The following is an 18,213-nucleotide window of genomic DNA, read 5'->3' as shown; positions in this document are numbered from 1 at the left end:
CACCCCATGGTACGCGAGCCACTGTTCGTGCACATTTCGGCGTTCACAGGAACTCCGTCCACAGGTTCCTCTTTCGCGCTCGGCGGGCTTCGCCCTCGACGACACTCTCGGGATGACAACAGTTCTCCGAGCCTCCGATTCCGCCGCTTTCCTCGGCATCGTCCCGTCCCTCGCGGGCTTCACGCCCCGTCGGAGCATCGTGCTCCTCCCTTTCCGAGGCAGCCGCACCGACGGAGCCATGCGTCTCGATCTCCCGCAGGAGAAGGCTGACCTCGAGGTCTATGCCGACGCCGCCGTCGGCCTCGTCGCCCGCGTCACAGCGACGGATGCCGTCGCGGTCGTCGTCTACACCGATGAGGAGTCGCACCCGACGCGAGACGGTCTCGTCCTCCCCCACGCGGTCGCCGTCGACGAGCTGTTGGGGTGCGCAGAGGAGGCGGGCCTCCGCATCGTCGACGCTCTCTGCGTGACCCCCTCCGGGTGGTCGAGCTACCTCGACGAGGAGCCCGAGCTGGGGCCGTTGGCGCAGATCCGCACTCCCGCCGATCTACCGCTGTCGACCGACGTGTCCGGAGACCAGAGCGTCGGGGCGGATCTCCCGCACGTCGACCTCGCCGAGAAGGAACGTGTGGGGACCGCGTCGGTCGAACTCGCGGCGTTCCTCGATCGGAAGGGTCGAGGTCGACTGACGAGTCGGGATGATCCGCGGCTCATCGCCGCGCTCGTCCTGCTCGACGACGTTCCGGCCTTCTACGAGTCGGTGCTGGCGGCACCCGAGGCTCTGCCCCCGTTCGCGACGGCCACGCTGCTGTGGTGCCTCGGGCAGCCCCTTTTGCGGGACGTCGCCATCGCTCAGTGGGCGACCGACCTGGCAGGCGGCGTGCGCACCCTCGCTGCACAGACCGCGTACGCCGAATCCGGGGTGATGATCCCCGACGAGGTGGGCGAGGTGTTCCTCGGGCGCGGCCCCACTCCCGACACCGACCGCCTCCGACGCGCCCTCACCGCCGCACGCGAAGCGGCGGCACGGGCTCCGAGGCTCTCGCGATCCGCACCCCTCACCGTGGCGGCGTGGTTGTCATGGGCTCTGGGACGCGCCAGCCACGCGGGCCGATACCTCGAGATGGTGCGAGAGATCGACCCGCACTATTCACTGGCCGCGCTCCTGGAGACCATGATCGGCGGAGCGATGCTCCCGGAGTGGGCGTTCCGTCGCCACTCGGCGCAGTGACCGTCGGTGATCGTGTTACTTGACCAGGGGGAACAGGATGGTCTCACGAATGCCCAGGCCGGTGATCGCCATCAGCAGGCGGTCGATCCCCATGCCCATTCCTCCGGACGGCGGCATGCCGTGCTCGAGGGCCCGCAGGAACTCTTCGTCGACCGGCATCGCCTCGACGTCACCGCGTGCGGCGAGTTTGGCCTGTTCCACGAAGCGCTCGCGTTGGATCACGGGGTCGACCAGTTCGGAGTACCCGGTCGCCAGCTCGAAGCCACGGATGTACAGATCCCACTTCTCCACGACACCCGCGATCGAGCGGTGTTCACGGACCAGGGGCGACGTATCGACGGGGAAATCCATCACGAACGTGGGGCGGACGAGGTCGCCCTTCACGAAATGCTCCCACAGCTCCTCGACGAGCTTGCCGTGAGTGGCCTGCGGAGGCAGATCGACGTCGTTGGCCTCGGCGAACGCGATCAGGTCTTCGACCGAGTCCTGCGGAGTGGTGGTGCGCCCGGATGCGGCCGACAGCGACTCGTACATCGAGATGCGGTCCCACTCGCCGCCGAGCTCATACTCGGTACCGTCGGCCCAGGTCACGGTCGTGGAGCCGGCGACCGCGATCGCCGCGTTCTGCACGAGCTCCTGTGTGAGGGCGGCCATCTGGTTGTAGTCGCCGTACGCCTGGTAGGCCTCGAGCATCGCGAACTCGGGGCTGTGTGTAGAGTCGGCTCCCTCGTTGCGGAAGTTCCGGTTGATCTCGTAGACGCGCTCGATCCCGCCGACGACAGCGCGCTTGAGGTACAGCTCGGGTGCGATGCGCAGGTACAGCTCGGTGTCGAACGCGTTCGAGTGCGTGATGAACGGGCGGGCAGAGGCCCCGCCGTGCTGCACCTGCAGCATCGGGGTCTCCACCTCGAGGTAGTCATGGCTGGTGAAGGTCGAACGCAGGCTCGCATTCACGGCGGCGCGCGCGCGGACCGTCGTGCGCGCCTGCTCGCGCACGATCAGGTCGAGGTAGCGGCTGCGTACGCGGCCCTCCTCGCTGAGTTCGGAGTAGGCATTGGGGAGCGGCAGGATCGCCTTCGCCGCGATCGTCCAGTCGTCCGCCATGATCGACAGCTCGCCGCGGCGACTGGAGATGACTTCACCGTGCACGAAGACGTGGTCCCCCAGATCGACGTACTCCTTCCAGTCGGCCAGCGACTCCTCGCCGACGTTCGCCAGGGAGATCATGGCCTGGATGCGCGAGCCGTCACCCGCCTGCAGAGTGGCGAAGCAGAGCTTGCCGGTGTTGCGACTGAACACCACACGACCCGCGACTCCGACGATGACACCGGTTTCGGCACCGGCCTCGAGCTCGCCGTACTCGGCGCGCAGCGCGGGAATCGTGTGCGTGACGGGAACGGCGACCGGGAACGCCCCGCCGCCCGCATCCGCCCGCTTCTCGATCAGGCGCTCGCGCTTGGCGAGGCGCACGGCCTTCTGCTCGTGGACGTCCTCTTCGAGGGAAGGGTCGGTCGAGGCCGATTCGGGCGCGGCGGACGCGTCAGTCATGTGGGGGGCTCCTTGGAAGTCCCTCCCAGTTTACCGAGGCGGCATCCCGCTGCTTGGCGCACGCTGGGTAGCCTCGAAGAATGGCCCACACACGGATCCTCCGCGCGTTCGCTGCTCTCTCCCTCGCGATGGTGGCGGTCCTCGCCCCTGCCGCCGCGCAGGCCGCGTCCGACGGGCCCGCGTCGCACCTGGCTGCGCCCCGGCCCGCGGACGTCCCCACCGATGTCGACGATTTCTCCTACAGCTCGTGGGATGCCGTCTACGAGATCGGTCTCGACGACGAGGGCCGCGCCCGCATGCGCGTGACGGAGACCATCGTGGCCCGCTTCCCCGACGTCAACCAGAATCGCGGCATCGTCCGCGGACTCGCGACTTCATACGAAGGGGCGAGCATCGAGACGACGATCCTGTCCGTCACCGACGGCAACGGGGCGGACGTGCCCTACGAGACGGACGAGGAGGACGGGCTCCTCTACGTGCTGACGGGTAACGACGACGACTTCGTGCGGGGTCTCACCACCTACGTCATCGAGTACGAGATGCGCGACGTGATCCTCGCGACCGATCGTTCCGAGGATTCGTCCGCTCCCCCGGCAGACGAGTTCTACTGGGACCTGCTCCCCCTCGACAGCACGCAGCCCATCGACCGGTTCCGCGCCGAGATCGTGTTCGATCCTGCGATGAGCAACGCACTCGACGGTGCCACCCGCTGCTACTCCGGCCCTTCCGGCTCGAAGGAGGAGTGCGAGCTGGAGGGTCCGACCACCGACGGCCGCAGCGCGACCTTCCGTGTCGAATCGGGGTCTCGTCCCGCCGGTGACGGGGTCACGGTGGCCATCGGTTTCGAACCGGGCACCGCCACGCAGCCGCTCGCCCGCACACCGGATCCGGTCGCCGACGTCGCACCGATCGCCGCCGCGGTCGGCGCTCTCGGACTCGCCGCCGGCAGCTGGGTGGCGGTGTCGGCCTTCGCGCGCAGACGGCGAGCCGCTACCGGCATCGTGGTCGCCCAGTACGACGTGCCGGACTCGCTGCCCCCGCTGCTCGCCGCCGCCGTCGTTCCCGGGGCAGAAGACGTGATCCCGTCCGAGATCGTGCACCTCGCCGTCCGCGGCATGCTGCGCATCGAAGAGGGGACGGAGGAAGACGAGCCGCGCGTTCGTCGTCTCGGCGAGGCACACAGCCCCGACCAGCTCGACGTCGACGCCCTCGAAGCGCTCTTCCTCGATGCGGACGCCGACGGGGTGGTCGATCTCCCCGCCGCCGACGAAGCCTTCGCCGCGCGGATGACGGCGCTCCAGCACAGAGGCACGACCGAGGCGCAGAGCCGCGGACTCACCGAAAAGGCACGCAGTCGAAGTGCTGTGATCCTGCAGTGGTGTGCGATCGGCCTCGCCGTCGCCGGCTTGGCGTTCGGGATCTGGAGCGCCGCCAGCGGACGCCTGTCCGCGATTCCTGCACTCGTCGTGATCTCCATCGGGACTTTCCTCGTGCTGCTCTCCAGCGTGTATCCGTTCTCGAAGCACACGGTGCTCACCGCCGAAGGCGCACGCACCTACGAGTATCTGCAGGGAGTGAAGGAGTTCATCCGGGTCGCCGACGCCGATCGCCTGCGCATGCTCCAGTCGTACACCGGAGCCGAACGTCGCGCCGACGGCACCGCCGATGTCATCCACGTCTACGAACGGCTTCTCCCCTACGCGATCCTGTTCGGGATGGAACGCGAGTGGGGTGATGTGCTCGAGAAGGCCTACGCGAGCGCGAAGCGCGGCGCATCCTGGATCGGCGACCCGGCATCGTTCGCACTCCGGACGCAGCTCGCCTCGTTCGTGGCATCGTCGCACTCAGCCGCGACGTACTCGGCCCCCTCGGCGGGCTCTTCGTCGAGTGCCGGAGGGTCATTCGGCGGCGGGTTCTCCGGAGGCGGCGGAGGCGGCGGCTTCTCCGGCGGACGGTGAGTCCCGCTGGCGCCCGCATCCGGGGTACCGCCGCGAAAGGTTCAGATCAGCGGGGGCGCGTCGGAGGCTTCGCGCAGCGCACGCTCGACGGTCGACTGCACCAACGCCGAGAGGTAGCCGCCGGGGTTCTCCACGCCGATCTCCCGTAGTCGCGCGGTCGACTGTCCGATGATCGACCGCGAGAACTCGGTGGCTGTCGCGATCGCATCGGCGTAGGCCGCGCGATCCGCCTCCGCGATCACGATGGGCTCGCACCCCATCTCCACGGCGAGGGCCTGGGCGATCGGCAGCACGGCGACCGGAGCGGTCACCGCGGCGAACCCGGCATGCAGCTGCCGAAGGTCGATCGACGTCCCTGTGAAGGTGATCGCGGGATGCACGGCGAGGGGGATCGCCCCGCGTTCGGCTGCCGGGCGCAGCACGTCGATGCCGTAGCCGGGGTCGGTGTGCAGCACGAGCTGGCCGATCTGCCAGCCGCCCACCTCGGCGATGCCCGCGACGAGCGACGGCAGCTGCTCGCTGGGTACCGCGATGATCACGAGCTCGGCGCGACGCACGACCTCCAGGGCATCGAGAACCGGCACGTCCGGCAGCACGGCCGAGGCGCGTTCGTCGTCGGATCCGCTGGTGATCCCGATCACGGCATGTCCTGCACCGCCGAGCGCCGCCCCGACGACCGGCCCTACGCGCCCTGCCCCGATGATGCCGACGCCGAGGCGTCCGTCACGCGCCATCGTCGCGCCTCGTCCGCCGGAGCAGCGGGGGTGCGGGAGGAGCTGCCGGCGGAGCAGCCGGGACGTTCGGAGGCACCTGTGGACCCTCCGGAGCGTTCTCCGCGGGTGCTGCCGGTGGAGCCGCGGGCGGTCCGACCGGCGGAAGCACCGGGGGCGCCGGCGGAGCAGCCGGTACACCCGAAGGCGGTCCCACCGGAGATGCCGGCGGAAGCACCGGAAGCACCGGGGGCGACGGCGGAGCGACCGGTGGTGCAGGCGGCGATACGGGCGGGGCGGGCGGCCCTGCCTGTCCGGGGACGGGGAAGACCGGCGGCGGGCCGGTGTACGCCGGCGGGGCCGGAGGCGCTGCGACGGGAATCTCCGTCGCGTGCGCACTCCAGCGGTGGGTGGTGTCGCGAGACGCCGCCTCCGCTGCCGCACGGCTGACCTCGTCGACCAGAGCCAGCGCATCGGCACGTTCGAGACCCGAGAGGTACCCGGTGATCGGCCCGGGGACCGTGTGCACCTGTGCGCCGGAAACCCGCTGGTGCCGGTCGATCGGCCCCTGGCTGAGCGAGACCCCCTGCAGACGTGCCAGCGGGAACACGGCGAGCTTGCGCCATACGTTTCCGCGGCGCAGCAGCAGACCGAAGTCGGCGACGAGGTAGCCGTGTCGCTTCCAGGAGAACGGACGCCGCCACGCTGCACGCCGTGGCATCGTCCGATACGTGTCGCCATCGGCGGGACCAACGACGCCCTGATCCCAGAGGAACGGGATGCTCTCCCCAGGAACGTCGGGGAGCACCAGCGCGAGCACGCGTTCGACATCGGCGCGTTTGCCGACGGGCAGCACCACGTTGAACTGCTGTCCGCTCCCCGACGACTGCTGGGCTGCGCTCTTGCCGCTCATACGGTTGATCTTGATCGTCCACCACCCGAATGGGCGCCACAGCAGCGACTGCGACACCTCCACCGCGAAGATACGTCCCGGCGGGAGCGTCTCGGTCACGGTCGTGAGAAGACCGTAGGTGATGCGCACGCCGTCAGGAGTCGGAGCGATCGAGTAGCGCAGCGACTTCGAGATCTGCGCCCAGGTGATACCGACCACGGCGATGACCATGGGGACGCCCATGCCGAGACCCAGCCCGAGGAGGACGAAACCTCCATCCGAGTTGCCATCGGCCAGCATCCCGATCAACGCGCTGCCGATCGCGATCGCGAAGATCGCTCCGAAGAAGACGAACCACAGCAGCCCGGAGATCAACTGCGAGCCCACAAGCCGGCCGGTCGGGATCTTCACGACGCTCTCGGGGACGACATCGGCGAGGTCGACGCCGGAGATGAGGCCGTTGACGCCCGCGTTCATCGAACCGACCAGCTGCGCCCGGGCGGATGTCGGACCGGGTGCGGCCGACGTTGCCGCCGGGTTCAGCGCGGCGTCGCGCGCCGCACGAGCACCGGATGCCAGACGCAGGATGTCGGCACGCACCGACTCTGCGCGGGGCGTCGCGAGGTATTCGAGCTCGACGTTCGCGTCGTTGCCGGCTCCGACCACCTCGAGCTTCGCGAGACCGATGATGCGGGCGGGGAACGGGCGTGTCAGGTTCACGCCCTGCACGCGGTCGAGAGGTGCGCGGCGGTGCGAGCGGAAGATGATTCCCTTGCGGACCTCGACGTGATCGCCGGTGATCCGGAACTGCTGGAAGCGCCAGACGAACCAGAAGATCAGCACCAGCACGATCACGAGCCCGAGCACGCTGAGGAGCGCGACCAGGATCAGGTTGTTCGAGAGCACCCAGTCGACAGGATCGGCACCGGCGTAGTCGCCGTAGTGCGCTTCTTCGGGCGTGAAGATGCCCACGGCCCAGGTGATCAGGCGATCCCGCATGTTCGCGATGACGATACCCGCGATGATGATCAGCGCGAGCCCGCCCTTGAAGAGCGGGGTGAGGGGGTGCATGCGGTGCCACTCACCGTTCGCGAGCGTCGCGGAACCCTCCTCGACGGGCAGCGGCGCGCTCGGCGCGAAAGGGGGCTGCTGCTCGCTCACAGGCCGGTCCGACGGGTCTCGGCGACCTGGATGAGGGTGTCGCGCAGCGCCTCGGCCGCGCCCTGCGTCAGACCGGGGATCTGCACGCCGGTCGTCGCGGCGGCCGTGACCATCTTGAGTTGGGCGATGCCGAACGCGCGGTCGAGCGGCCCCTGCGTGATGTCGACCAGCTGCATGCGACCGTAGGGGACGGCGATCATGCGCTGCCACAGGATGCCCTTGCGGAAGACGATGTCGTCGGCGCGGAGCATGTAGCCGATCGCCTTCGCCTGGCGCGGGAGGATGATGAGGGCGAACACGGTGATGAGCAGGATGATCCCGGCGGGGATCCACACCCACTGCTGATTCAGCACCACGTTCAGCACGACGGCGGCGATCGCGACGATCGCGATGAAGATCACGTTCTGCACGATCTGCGACACGACATAGCGCGGCGAGATCTGGTGCCACGTCCCGTCGAGTTCGAGGCGGGCCTCGTTGCGTGCCGTGCGCAGCTGGGTGTACGTCCCCCTGTCGAGGGCGTCGAGGTCAGTGCCCTCCGCCGGGTTCAGGGGCGCGGTCTCTGGGTTCTGAGTCATCAGGATCCTTCGGCAGGGTGCAGAACTGCTCGGCGACGAGCGCGGCGATCACGAGGACGATCGCGCTTCCGATCAGGGCCAGCATGGCCACAGTCGACCCTACCTGCGGAATGACGGGACGTGACAGGAGGAACACGAGCAGCCCGGCTCCGAACCCCGCCATGATGGCGCCGAGCAGACTCGAGGCCCGCGCGAGTGTCGCCGCTCTGAGTGCGCGGAAGGGATCGATGCGGATGCCCGACCGCACGCTGCGCCGCACCGGCCATGCGACCCCGAGGGAGGCTGCGGCGATCAGCAGGAGGAGCACCGGAAGCAGGAGCGAGGGGGTGAACGTGACACGTCCCGATGCCGTCAACAGGTGATCGAGCAGGAACCCGCCTCCGCCGGCGAGCAGTGCGAGGACGACGAGCACGCCCGCAGAGGTGCGTCTCATCCCTCGCTCCGGGCCCGCAGTTCCGCCACGAGGTCGGCGACTCTGCCCCGGCCGAGCAGCACCGCGTCCTGGTCGACATCCAGCCACGGTTCGAGCACGAAGAGGCGTTCGGCAGCGCGCGGATGCGGCAGCTGCAGACGCGGTTCGTCGGAGATGACGTCGCCGTACGCGATCAGGTCGAGGTCGAGCGTGCGGTCGCCCCAGCGCTCCCGTCGCTCTCGGCCGTTCTCGTCCTCGATGGCGTGCAGCATCCCGAGAAGGATCTCGGGAGCGAGGCGCGTGGTCACCAGAGCCACGGCGTTGACGTAGCCGGGTGCCTCGGGATCGGGCCCGTCGAGCCGGAGGGCGACGGTCTCGAACAACCGGGAGAGGCGCACCTCGCTGACCAGCGGGAGCCGCGCGATCCTCTCGGCGGCCGCCCTGATCGTGTCGTGGCGGTCGCCGAGGTTCGCGCCGAGGGCGACGACCGCGGTGGTCTCCGGACGTCCGGGACGAGGCGCGGGCATGTCGGGCGGGTTCGCGAGGTTGCGGCTCATACGGTCGTGTCCTCCAGCGCGTCAGGCGTTCGGCGGCGATGCACGGTGACCGCCACATCGGTGAAGTCCAGCGCGATCGGCGCATGCGGCTTGTGCACGGTCACGACGACGTCCTGCACCCGACGGTCTTCGAGACCGACGGCGGCGATCCTCTCGGCGAGCGTCTCGATCAGGTTCACCGGTTCCCCGGCCACGACCGCGGCCACCTTCTCGGCGAGCTCTCCGTAGTGCACGGTGTCCCTCACGTCGTCGGAGACGGCAGCCTGCGCGAGCGACAACCGCAGACGAAGATCGATCGTGAACTCCTGCCCGTCGCGGCGTTCGTGCTCGAAGACACCATGACGACCGAAGACGGTCAGACCGGTGAGGACGATCTCGTCGAGGGACTCCATGCTTCTAGCGTACGGGGCCACCCCGATGCGCCCTCAGCCTTCCCAGGCGTGCGCGATCGCGAGGGCGTCGCGCGTGCTCGCCACATCATGCACACGCACGGCCCAGGCTCCGGCCCTGACCGCGAGAGCACTGGTCACAGCGGTAGCGAGGTCGCGTCGAGACTCCGACACGTCACCGTCGCTCTCGGCTTCCTGGCGCAGTGCTTCGGCGAGGAACCGCTTGCGCGATGTGCCGATGAGCACGCGCGGCCCGAGGGCGACGATCTCGTCGAGCCCCCGCAGCACCTCCCAGTTCTGCGCGCCCGCCTTGGCGAACCCGATACCCGGGTCGACGATCAGGCGCGATGGGGCGATTCCGGAGGCCGCCGCCTCGCCGATGCGCTCCTGCAGCTCCCCCGCGACCTCGCGGGCGACGCGACGGTACTCGGCGTTCGCGTACATGTCGGCGGAGAAGCCACGCCAATGACCGATCGCGAAATCGGCCCCGGACTCCGCGACAGCCGCGCGCATCTCGGGATCGGCGAGCCCTCCGGAGACGTCGTTCACGATCCTGGCGCCCGCCCGCACGGCCGCAGCCGCCGTCGATGCGCTGAGCGTGTCGATACTCACGGGAACACCCGCGGCAGCGAGCTGTTCGATCACGGGGATGACGCGCCGCTGTTCGACCTCGTCGCCGACGCGGTCGGCGCCCGGCCTGGTCGATTCTCCGCCCACATCGAGCACAGCCGCACCCTCGGCTCGCAGTCGCAGTCCGTGGGCGACCGCGCGATCGACGTCGAGATAGCGTCCGCCATCGCTGAACGAATCGGGCGTCACGTTGACGATGCCCCAGATCCCGGTCATCAGCGCGCCGCACCCCCGAGAAGCACCGACGCGCCGATCAGGGTGATGAGCTCCGCTCGGGCGACGGCGTCCGTGTACTCTCCGCGCGCCGCGATGGTGAGCGTCGATGCCTCGGTCTGCCGCCCGCCGCGCATCGTGACGCACCCGTGTGCCGCATCGAGCACGACCAGCACCCCGCGGGTGTCGAGGTGCTCTGCGATCGTGTCGGCGATCTGCTCCCCGAGGCGCTCCTGCACTTGAGGACGCGCCGCGAGGATCTCGACGACGCGCACCAGCGCTCCGAGCCCCACGACCTGCTCCCCGGGGAGGTAGGCGATATGCGCATGACCGGCGAAGGGCAGCAGATGGTGCTCGCAGACGGAGCGGAAGCGGATGTCGCGCAGCAGCACGGCGCCGGAGGGCAGGGTATCCGGTGCGGGGCCGCGGGAGACGCTGATGGTGCGCGCGAGCGGCTCGGCCGGGTCTTCGCCGACGCCCGAGAAGAACTCGGAGTACAGCTCGCCCATCCGCATCGGGGTCTGTTTCAGCCCTGGCCGGTCCGGGTCCTCGCCGATCGCTTCGAGCAGCTCCTTCGTGAGCCGCTCGACGCGCTGCCTGTCGACGGTCACGTCACGCCGTCGCGGGCCGCGGGTGCCCGGCTCCCGCCGAACCCTGCTGCGTGCGCGGCGTTCCGGCCGGAGCCTCCACGGATGCCGCAAGCGAGACGTCCTTCTTCGGCACCTCGATCGGAGGACGCTCGGACACCGGGCGCCCTTCGCTCGACAGCCACAGCGGGCGCTCGGGAAGCTTCTTGATCTCGGTGAAGATCTCCGCGATCTGGTTGTGGTCGAGGGTCTCCTCCTCGAGCAGCGCCAAAGCGAGCTTGTCGAGGATGTCGCGGTTCTCGCTGATGACCTCGTACGCCTCGTTGTGCGCCTGTTCGATGAGGGCACGCACCTCGGCGTCGACCCGCTCCGCGACCTTCTCCGAATACTCGCGACCGCGTCCCATGTCGCGTGCGACGAACATGTCGCCGCCCTCGGTGCCCAGCTTGACCGGTCCGACCTGCGTGGTCATGCCGTACTCGATGACCATCTTGCGCGCGATCGAGGTCGCCTTCTCGATGTCGTTCGAGGCACCTGTGGTGGGGTCGTGGAACACGATCTCCTCCGCGACGCGGCCACCCATGGCGTAGGTCAGCTGGTCCTGGAGCTCGTTTCGGGTGACCGAGTACTTGTCGTCCAGCGGCAGCACCATCGTGTAGCCGAGAGCCTTGCCACGGGGCAGGATCGTGATCTTGGTCACGGGGTCGGTGTAGTTCATCGCCGCCGCCGCGAGCGCGTGGCCGCCCTCGTGGTAAGCCGTGATCAGCTTCTCCTTGTCGCGCATCACACGGGTGCGTCGCTGCGGACCGGCGATCACGCGGTCGATGGCCTCGTCGAGAGCACGGTTGTCGACCAGCTGCGCGTTCGAGCGCGCGGTGAGCAGCGCGGCCTCGTTGAGCACGTTGGCCAGATCCGCGCCGGTGAAACCGGGGGTCTTGCGGGCGACGACTTCGAGGTCGACGCTCTTCGCGAGGGGCTTGCCCTTGCTGTGCACCTCGAGGATCTTCTGTCGGCCCTTGAGGTCGGGCGCGTCCACGCCGATCTGACGGTCGAAGCGACCGGGGCGCAGCAGCGCGGGATCGAGGATGTCGGGGCGGTTGGTCGCCGCGATCACGATGACGTTCGCGTTCGGGTCGAAGCCGTCCATCTCGACCAGCATCTGGTTGAGGGTCTGCTCGCGCTCATCATTGCCGCCGCCCATACCGGCGCCGCGGTGACGGCCGACGGCGTCGATCTCGTCGATGAAGATGATGGCGGGCGCATTCTCCTTGGCCTGGCCGAAGAGGTCGCGCACGCGGGAGGCGCCGACGCCGACGAACATCTCGACGAAGTCGGAACCGGAGATGGAGTAGAACGGGGCGCCTGCCTCTCCGGCGACGGCGCGGGCGAGGAGCGTCTTGCCGGTTCCGGGAGGGCCGTACAGCAGCACGCCCTTCGGGATGCGGGCGCCGATGGCCTGGAACTTCGCGGGGTCCTGGAGGAACTCTTTGATCTCATGGAGTTCTTCGATGGCCTCGTCGGCACCGGCGACATCGGCGAAGGTGACGGTGGGGGTCTCCTTGTTGACGAGCTTGGCCTTGGACTTGCCGAACTGCATGACCTTGCCGCCACCACCCTGCATGGACGACAGGAGCCACCAGAACAGCAGGCCGAGCAGCACCAGCGGAAGAAGGAGCGAGAGGAAGCCGTCGAACCAGGTCGCACGAGGAACGGCGTCGTTGAAGCCGTCCTTCGGAGCCGCCTCGTTGATCGCGCTGACCACCTCGTCGGCGCGGGCGTCGACGTAGTAGAACTGCACGTCCTCCGAGCCCTTGAAGGGCTTCGAGAGCGTCATGTCCACGCGCTGGTCGCCGTCGGTGTTCACGACCTCGGTGACCGTCGTGCCGGAGAGCAGCTTGAGCCCCTCCTGCGTCGTGATCTGCTTGGGCGCGCCCAGATTCGAGATCAGCAGGAAACCGCCGAACAGGAGCACGCCGATCAGCGCGACGTAGATCAGCGGATTCCGGGTGAGCTTCTTCACATCCATGATCGGATCAGCGTATCGCGCGCGCCCTAGGGGGTCGCTGTGCGTTCACCCACGGCGTAGCGCGTCGCGGTCGTCAGCTGTAGACGTGCGGAGCGAGCACCGCGACGTCGCGCAGGTTGCGGTAGCGCTCGTCGTAGTCGAGGCCGTATCCGACGACGAAATCGGTCGGGATGTCGAACCCGACGTACTTGCAGTCGATGACGACCTTCGCGGCCTCGGGCTTGCGCAGGAGGGCGAGCACCTCGATCGACTCGGCTCCGCGGGATCCGAAATTCTCCAGCAGCCAGCTGAGGGTCAGGCCCGAATCGATGACGTCCTCGACGATCAGCACGTGCTTGCCGTTCAGGTCGGTGTCGAGGTCCTTGCGGATCTGCACGACACCGCTGGACTTGGTGCTCGCACCGTAGCTCGAGACCGCCATCCAGTCCATCGGTGCGTGGAAGGGCAATGCCCTGGCGAAGTCGGCCATCACCATCACCGCGCCCTTGAGGACGCCGACGAGGACGAGGTCCTTGCCCGCATAATCCTCTGCGACCTGTGCCGCGAGTTCATCGAGCTTGGCGAGGATCTGCTCCTCTGTGACGAGAATGCTGGTGAGGTCGTCCTGGATTTCCGCGGCGCGCATGGATCGATTTTAGGCGACGCGATCGGATGCTCGGTCCCGGTGGGTCGGCCGGGAAGGCATCTCCCCCTCCCGCGCCATCCGCACTACTGTGAGCGGTGATGTGGGCGGACGCCCCGACGGAAGGATTCACCATGGCTCTTGACGACATCCTCAGGCAGGTGCCGATCGACGACATCGCCGAGAAGCTGGGCGTCTCGCGGGACGAGGCCAAGGTCGCTGTCGAGCAGGGCGGTGCGGTGCTGCTCGGCGGGCTCGCGCAGAACGCCAAGACTGACGAGGGCTCCGCCGCGATCCAGAACGCACTGAAGAAGCACGAGGGCAGCGCCGGCGCCGCGAAGGTCGACGACATCGATCAGGCCGACGGCGGCAAGATCGTCGCGCACATCCTCGGTTCGAAGGAGAAGGAGGTCACGAAGGAGCTCACCGAGTCGAAGGCGACCCCCGGCATCGACTTCGGCAAGCTGCTGCCGATCCTCGCTCCCATCGTGATGGGCCTCATCGCGAACGCGAGCAAGGACAAGGCCGCGAAGGCGGATGCCGGCGCGGAGAGCTCTGGAGGCATCGGTGACCTCATCGGAGGCATCCTCGGTGGCGGCGACAAGGGCGGCTCCGCCGGCGGCGGCATCGGTGACGTGATCGGCGGGCTGCTGGGCGGTGGCAGCAACGGCGCATCCGGCGGTGGCATCGACCTCGGAGGGATCCTCGGCGGCCTCTTCGGCGGCAAGAAGTAGAGCTTCCGCGCTGAGCGCGTTCCGTCTCGCGAAGACGCCACAGGCGCCCGGGACGAAACGCGCTCAGCGACCGGATGCCGTGAAGACGATGCGGCCGCCCTGTCGCACGACCGAGCACTCGGGGAGGTCGATCGGTCCCTGGCCGCTCCAGTCGGTCACCAGTCGCGCGACCTCGATGGTCTGCACCCGCGTCAAGCTCACCCCGAACTCGCTGTCGACGACGAGGCGGATGATCCTGTTGCGCAGCGCCGCCGGGTTCGCGGCGAGCGCCGCCACGCTGACCGAGATCCCCGCCTCCGCATGCTCGACGATGTCCTCGATGGTCTCGTGGATCATCTCGTCGAACGCCTCCGCGTCCTCCCGCAGCTGCTCTGCCGTGCGGGCGAGGGCCTCGGCGATGCCGGGACCGAGCTCTGCCTCGATCACGGGGAGCACGCGCTCGCGCACCCGGACCCTCGCGTAGCGGCCATCGATGTTGTGCGGGTCATCCCAGGGGTCGAGGGCCGATGCCGCGCAGAATGCCCGCGTCGTCTCCCGGCGCACCCCGAGCAAGGGGCGTACCCACCGCACGCCGTCGTCGTCCTCCCGCACCGGCGCCATCCCCTGCAGGCTCGCGGCGCCGGAGCCGCGGGCGAGTCCGAGGAGCACTGTCTCCGCCTGGTCGTCGAGGGTGTGCCCGAGCAGCACCGCGGCGGCACCGACATCGATGGCCGCATCGCGAAGAACGCCGTAGCGGGCATCACGAGCAGCGGCTTCGGGCCCTCCCTCGCCCGCGACGTCGACGCGCACGAGCAGGGGGTCGAGACCCAGCTCGGCGGCCGTGCGCGCCGCGCCGGAGGCGACCTCCGCGGAGTCGTCCTGCAGGCCGTGATCGACCGTCAACGACGCCGCACGGACACCGAGCTTGGGTGCTTCGAAGGCGGTGGCCGCGGCGAGCGCGAGCGAGTCCGCGCCTCCGGAGAGGGCGACGATGACCGTCGATCCTTCGGGGAGTTCGGCGAGCGCGGTGCGCACGGCGAGGCGGATCTCGGCGATGGCGGGAGGAAGTGACGGCACCCGTCCACGCTAGGGCACTCCCCTGCTCGGCGCTCTTCCGATCCGCGCGCGCACGACGGTGCGGCGCTGTGGCGGGGCTATCCTGACGCCGTGACCGACAACACGCGTACACGTCCGTTCCGGACCGAGAGGTTCAAGGCATTCGTCGACGCCGTCGTGGCGATCGCCATGACACTGCTCATCCTGCCCCTCATGGAGTCGGTCTCCGAGGCCGCATCCGGCCACACGAGCACGGCCGAGTTCCTGGACGAGCATTCGGGGCAGCTGCTGAGCTTCGGGCTGAGCTTCCTCCTCATCGCCACGTTCTGGATGGGGCACCACCGCCAGTACCGGGACGTGGAGCGGATCACCGGACCACTGCTGTGGATCAACGTGGCGTGGATGGCCACGATCGTCTGGTTGCCGGTCCCCACCGCGATGATCGGCCAGATGGACACCGACGCGCTGCAGGCCGTGGTGTACATCGGCACGCTGATCATGACCCAGGTCACCACCCTCGCCGGCTGGCTCTATCTGGCGCGTCATCCCGAACTCGGCGAGGTGTCGACCGAGACCATCCGGTTGGGGGCGATCGGCGACCTCGCGGCGATCATCCTGTTCGCCGCCGCACTCGTCATCGCGGTCGCCGCCTCGCCGAACGGATACGCCGGTCTCTTCCTGCTGCTCCTGAGCGACCCGATGAGCCGACTGCTGAATCGTCTGTTCCGCAGACGATCGAATGACGACGACGTGCCGACCGTCGACGCCGGGTCCTGAGCACGCCGGGTCCTGAGCACGCCGGCCCCCGGGCGCGCGAGCGCCGCGGGTAGGCTAGTCCGCGGCATCCAACCGAACTTTTCCTGAGGAGCACACGCATGGGCGCACACGACGCCGTCATCGAGATTCCGCGCGGCAGCCGCGTGAAGTATGAGGTCGACCACGAGACCGGACGAGTGCACCTCGACCGCGTGCTCTACACGACCTTCGGCTACCCGGCCGACTACGGCTACTTCGACAACACCCTCGGCGAGGACGGCGACCCGCTCGACGTGCTCGTGCTGCTCGACCACGCCATCTACCCCGGTGTCGTCGTCGAGGTCCGTCCCGTGGCCGTGCTGAAGATGAGCGATGAGGCCGGCGGAGACGACAAGCTCGTCGCCGTGCTCTCGAAGGACCCGCGCTGGGCGCACATCCAGGACATCGACGACATCGCCGAGTACACGAAGAAGGAGATCTCGCACTTCTTCGAGCACTATAAGGACCTCGAGCCCAACAAGTGGGTCAAGGTCGACGAGTGGGGCAACGCCGCCGAGGCGCAGCGCATCCTCGACGAGGCCATCGTCCGCTTCGGCGAGCAGGGTCACTGACCCTCCGCCTGCACGAAGAAGACCCCCGGTTCCGCTCAGCGGCCGGGGGTCTTCTTCGTGCAGAGGTGAGAGCTGGTCAGGCGGAGACTCCGCGTGCCCCGAGGAAGGCCACGGGGTTCACGGGGCCACCGTTGACGTAGACCTCGAAGTGCAGGTGGCAACCGAACGAGCGGCCCGTGTTCCCCGCGTAGGCGATGACCTGACCGGAACTGACGCTCTGCCCCCTGCGGACGAGGATGCCGCCGTCACGGATGTGGGCATAACCGGTTCCGACACCGCCGCCGTGCTGGATGCGGATGTAGTTGCCATAGCCGTCGTTGGGGCCCGCGTAGTCGACCGTGCCCGAATTCGCAGCGTAGATGGGCGAGCCGCAGCCGTTGGCGAAGTCGGTGCCGTAGTGGAACGACGAGGAGCAGCCCTGAGAGCCGCACTGCACGGAACGGGGTCCGTATCCCGAACTCTTTCCTCCGCCGTGCGGGCGGCACCAGCCACCGCTGCCCTGGCTTCCGCCACCGCCACCGCCACCACCCGCAGCTGCTGCGGCCGCAGCCGCTGCGCGCTCGGCGGCTTCGCGTTCGCGACGAGCCTTCGCCTCGGCTTCGACACCGGCTTGGTAGCCGGCGACCGTCTGGGTGGTCGCGTCCTTGAGAGCGGCGAGCTGCGCCTGCATCGTGGCGAGGTTGGCCGACTGCTCGTCCAGAGCGGCCTGAGCCGCATCCGCCGCCTGCTGAGCCGCGACCATCTTCTCTTCGGCGACCTTCTGCAACCGGTCGCGCTCGTTCCGCGCGACGACGGCCTGATCGCTGAGGGACTGCGCGGAGTTGCGCGCCGCGACAGCCTTGTCGTAGACCGACTGGTTGTACTCGAGGAGCTTGTCCATCGTGCCCAGGCGCGCGAGCAGCTCATCGGCGTTGCTCGCCGACCCGGCGAAGAACAGCTCCATCGACGTGTCGTCGCCGCCGTTGCGGTAGAGCTGGGCGGCCACCTGGCCCGCCTTGCGCGCCGAGCTGTCGGCGACCCCCGCCTGTTCGTCGGCCTTCGCCTGCATGGAGTCGGCCTCGGTGGCCGCAGCGAAGTAAGCCTGCTGCGCGTCGTAGAACTCCTGGGACGCGACCTTGGCCGCGGCCTGGGTCTCGGCCACCTTCTGCGTGAGCGACTGGATCAGTCCCTCGATGCGCGAGACCTCCGCGGCCTTGGCCGCTTCATTGCTCTTCGCGCGCTGCACGTCGTCCCAGCTCGGGTACGTGGCGGCATAGGCGGCGGAGACGCCGTTGGTGATGCCGAACGCGCTCAGCGCGACGACACCGAGCGCGCCGATGCCGAGGGCTCCACGACGGCTGATGCCGTTCTTGCCGAACGCACGGCGTTCGGTCGGGCTGGGCGCGCAGCCGCAGTCCTCGGACGCCGCAGCAACTGCAGCGTCCAGCGTGATCTTGTCGTTCACACGGCCCCTTCCGCCGGTTTCACAGTTGCCACACTAACAACAACCTTCACATCCGCACCAGGGGGCATGGCGGCGTCTTCGTCCACTCCCGACACGTCGATCGTGCCCCCGGAACACGC

General features: G+C 68.8%; 18 protein-coding genes. 5 read left to right on the top strand and 13 right to left on the bottom strand.

The features are described from left to right. Positions 1-112: 112 nt before the first annotated feature. Positions 113-1,231, top strand: coding sequence for a DUF4192 family protein (locus DW307_RS16940; RefSeq protein ID WP_136025282.1), 1,119 nt, complete (start codon positions 113-115; stop codon positions 1,229-1,231). 15 nt (positions 1,232-1,246) lie between these two features. On the opposite strand, the gene lysS is transcribed toward DW307_RS16940, so the two are convergent. Beyond that, a complete protein-coding gene (gene lysS, locus DW307_RS16935) occupies positions 1,247-2,779 on the bottom strand; it encodes a lysine--tRNA ligase (RefSeq protein WP_029259669.1) in 1,533 nt (510 codons plus the stop codon). An 80-nt stretch (positions 2,780-2,859) separates the two neighbouring features. On the opposite strand from lysS, the gene DW307_RS16930 reads away from it, so the two are divergent. Further along, complete coding sequence (locus DW307_RS16930; RefSeq protein WP_136025281.1) at positions 2,860-4,737, top strand: DUF2207 domain-containing protein; 1,878 nt, start codon at positions 2,860-2,862, stop codon at positions 4,735-4,737. A 41-nt stretch (positions 4,738-4,778) separates the two neighbouring features. Here the strand turns inward: DW307_RS16930 and DW307_RS16925 are convergent, their stop codons facing one another. The 10 genes from DW307_RS16925 to hpt all read right to left on the bottom strand — a co-directional run bounded on the left by DW307_RS16925 (position 4,779) and on the right by hpt (position 13,517). After that, positions 4,779-5,471, bottom strand: coding sequence for a DUF2520 domain-containing protein (locus tag DW307_RS16925; protein ID WP_136025280.1), 693 nt, complete (start codon positions 5,469-5,471; stop codon positions 4,779-4,781). Continuing rightward, positions 5,461-7,500: a PH domain-containing protein gene (locus tag DW307_RS16920; RefSeq protein WP_136025279.1), complete on the bottom strand. Its 2,040-nt coding sequence runs from the start codon at positions 7,498-7,500 to the stop codon at positions 5,461-5,463. Before DW307_RS16920 ends, DW307_RS16925 begins: the two co-directional genes overlap by 11 nt. Next, positions 7,497-8,078, bottom strand: a complete 582-nt coding sequence (locus tag DW307_RS16915; RefSeq protein ID WP_021198198.1) for a PH domain-containing protein — start codon at positions 8,076-8,078, stop codon at positions 7,497-7,499. The genes DW307_RS16920 and DW307_RS16915 overlap by 4 nt, the downstream gene beginning before the upstream one ends. Beyond that, a complete protein-coding gene (locus tag DW307_RS16910; protein ID WP_029259664.1) occupies positions 8,029-8,511 on the bottom strand; it encodes a DUF3180 domain-containing protein in 483 nt (160 codons plus the stop codon). The genes DW307_RS16915 and DW307_RS16910 overlap by 50 nt, the downstream gene beginning before the upstream one ends. Beyond that, positions 8,508-9,047 carry a 2-amino-4-hydroxy-6-hydroxymethyldihydropteridine diphosphokinase gene (gene folK, locus DW307_RS16905; RefSeq protein ID WP_136025278.1) on the bottom strand — a complete coding sequence of 180 codons (540 nt, stop codon included), beginning with the start codon at positions 9,045-9,047 and terminating at the stop codon, positions 8,508-8,510. The genes DW307_RS16910 and folK overlap by 4 nt, the downstream gene beginning before the upstream one ends. Further along, complete coding sequence (gene folB / locus DW307_RS16900; protein WP_021198201.1) at positions 9,044-9,439, bottom strand: dihydroneopterin aldolase; 396 nt, start codon at positions 9,437-9,439, stop codon at positions 9,044-9,046. Before folB ends, folK begins: the two co-directional genes overlap by 4 nt. 33 nt (positions 9,440-9,472) lie before the next feature. Continuing rightward, positions 9,473-10,282 carry a dihydropteroate synthase gene (folP, locus tag DW307_RS16895; RefSeq protein ID WP_029266118.1) on the bottom strand — a complete coding sequence of 270 codons (810 nt, stop codon included), beginning with the start codon at positions 10,280-10,282 and terminating at the stop codon, positions 9,473-9,475. Next, on the bottom strand, positions 10,282-10,890 hold the full coding sequence (gene folE, locus DW307_RS16890; protein WP_136025277.1) for a GTP cyclohydrolase I: 609 nt from the start codon (positions 10,888-10,890) through the stop codon (positions 10,282-10,284). Before folE ends, folP begins: the two co-directional genes overlap by 1 nt. Position 10,891: 1 nt before the next feature. Further along, entirely contained in the window at positions 10,892-12,892 is a 2,001-nt protein-coding gene (ftsH, locus tag DW307_RS16885) for an ATP-dependent zinc metalloprotease FtsH (protein WP_021198721.1), read from the bottom strand. A gap of 73 nt (positions 12,893-12,965) precedes the next feature. Further along, on the bottom strand, positions 12,966-13,517 hold the full coding sequence (gene hpt / locus DW307_RS16880) for a hypoxanthine phosphoribosyltransferase (protein WP_021198722.1): 552 nt from the start codon (positions 13,515-13,517) through the stop codon (positions 12,966-12,968). A 131-nt stretch (positions 13,518-13,648) separates the two neighbouring features. Between hpt and DW307_RS18370 the strand changes: the two genes are divergently transcribed. Then, positions 13,649-14,248: a DUF937 domain-containing protein gene (locus DW307_RS18370; protein ID WP_021198723.1), complete on the top strand. Its 600-nt coding sequence runs from the start codon at positions 13,649-13,651 to the stop codon at positions 14,246-14,248. A gap of 63 nt (positions 14,249-14,311) precedes the next feature. Here DW307_RS18370 and tilS read toward each other — a convergent pair whose 3' ends face one another. Next, positions 14,312-15,304, bottom strand: coding sequence for a tRNA lysidine(34) synthetase TilS (gene tilS / locus DW307_RS16870; RefSeq protein WP_136025276.1), 993 nt, complete (start codon positions 15,302-15,304; stop codon positions 14,312-14,314). Between the two features lie 90 nt (positions 15,305-15,394). On the opposite strand from tilS, the gene DW307_RS16865 reads away from it, so the two are divergent. Both DW307_RS16865 and DW307_RS16860 read left to right on the top strand, forming a co-directional pair. Further along, positions 15,395-16,060 carry a TMEM175 family protein gene (locus DW307_RS16865; RefSeq protein WP_021198725.1) on the top strand — a complete coding sequence of 222 codons (666 nt, stop codon included), beginning with the start codon at positions 15,395-15,397 and terminating at the stop codon, positions 16,058-16,060. 98 nt (positions 16,061-16,158) lie between these two features. Next, complete coding sequence (locus tag DW307_RS16860) at positions 16,159-16,650, top strand: inorganic diphosphatase (RefSeq protein ID WP_021198726.1); 492 nt, start codon at positions 16,159-16,161, stop codon at positions 16,648-16,650. 76 nt (positions 16,651-16,726) lie between these two features. On the opposite strand, the gene DW307_RS16855 is transcribed toward DW307_RS16860, so the two are convergent. Then, positions 16,727-18,094 carry a M23 family metallopeptidase gene (locus DW307_RS16855; RefSeq protein WP_021198727.1) on the bottom strand — a complete coding sequence of 456 codons (1,368 nt, stop codon included), beginning with the start codon at positions 18,092-18,094 and terminating at the stop codon, positions 16,727-16,729. Positions 18,095-18,213 lie beyond the last annotated feature (119 nt).

The sequence above is a fragment of the Microbacterium sp. K27 genome, from assembly GCF_004794435.1.
GTDB lineage: Bacteria > Actinomycetota > Actinomycetes > Actinomycetales > Microbacteriaceae > Microbacterium > Microbacterium maritypicum_A.
The sequence above is the reverse complement of the archived record's forward strand: the minus strand, read 5'-3'. Positions and strand labels throughout refer to the sequence as shown.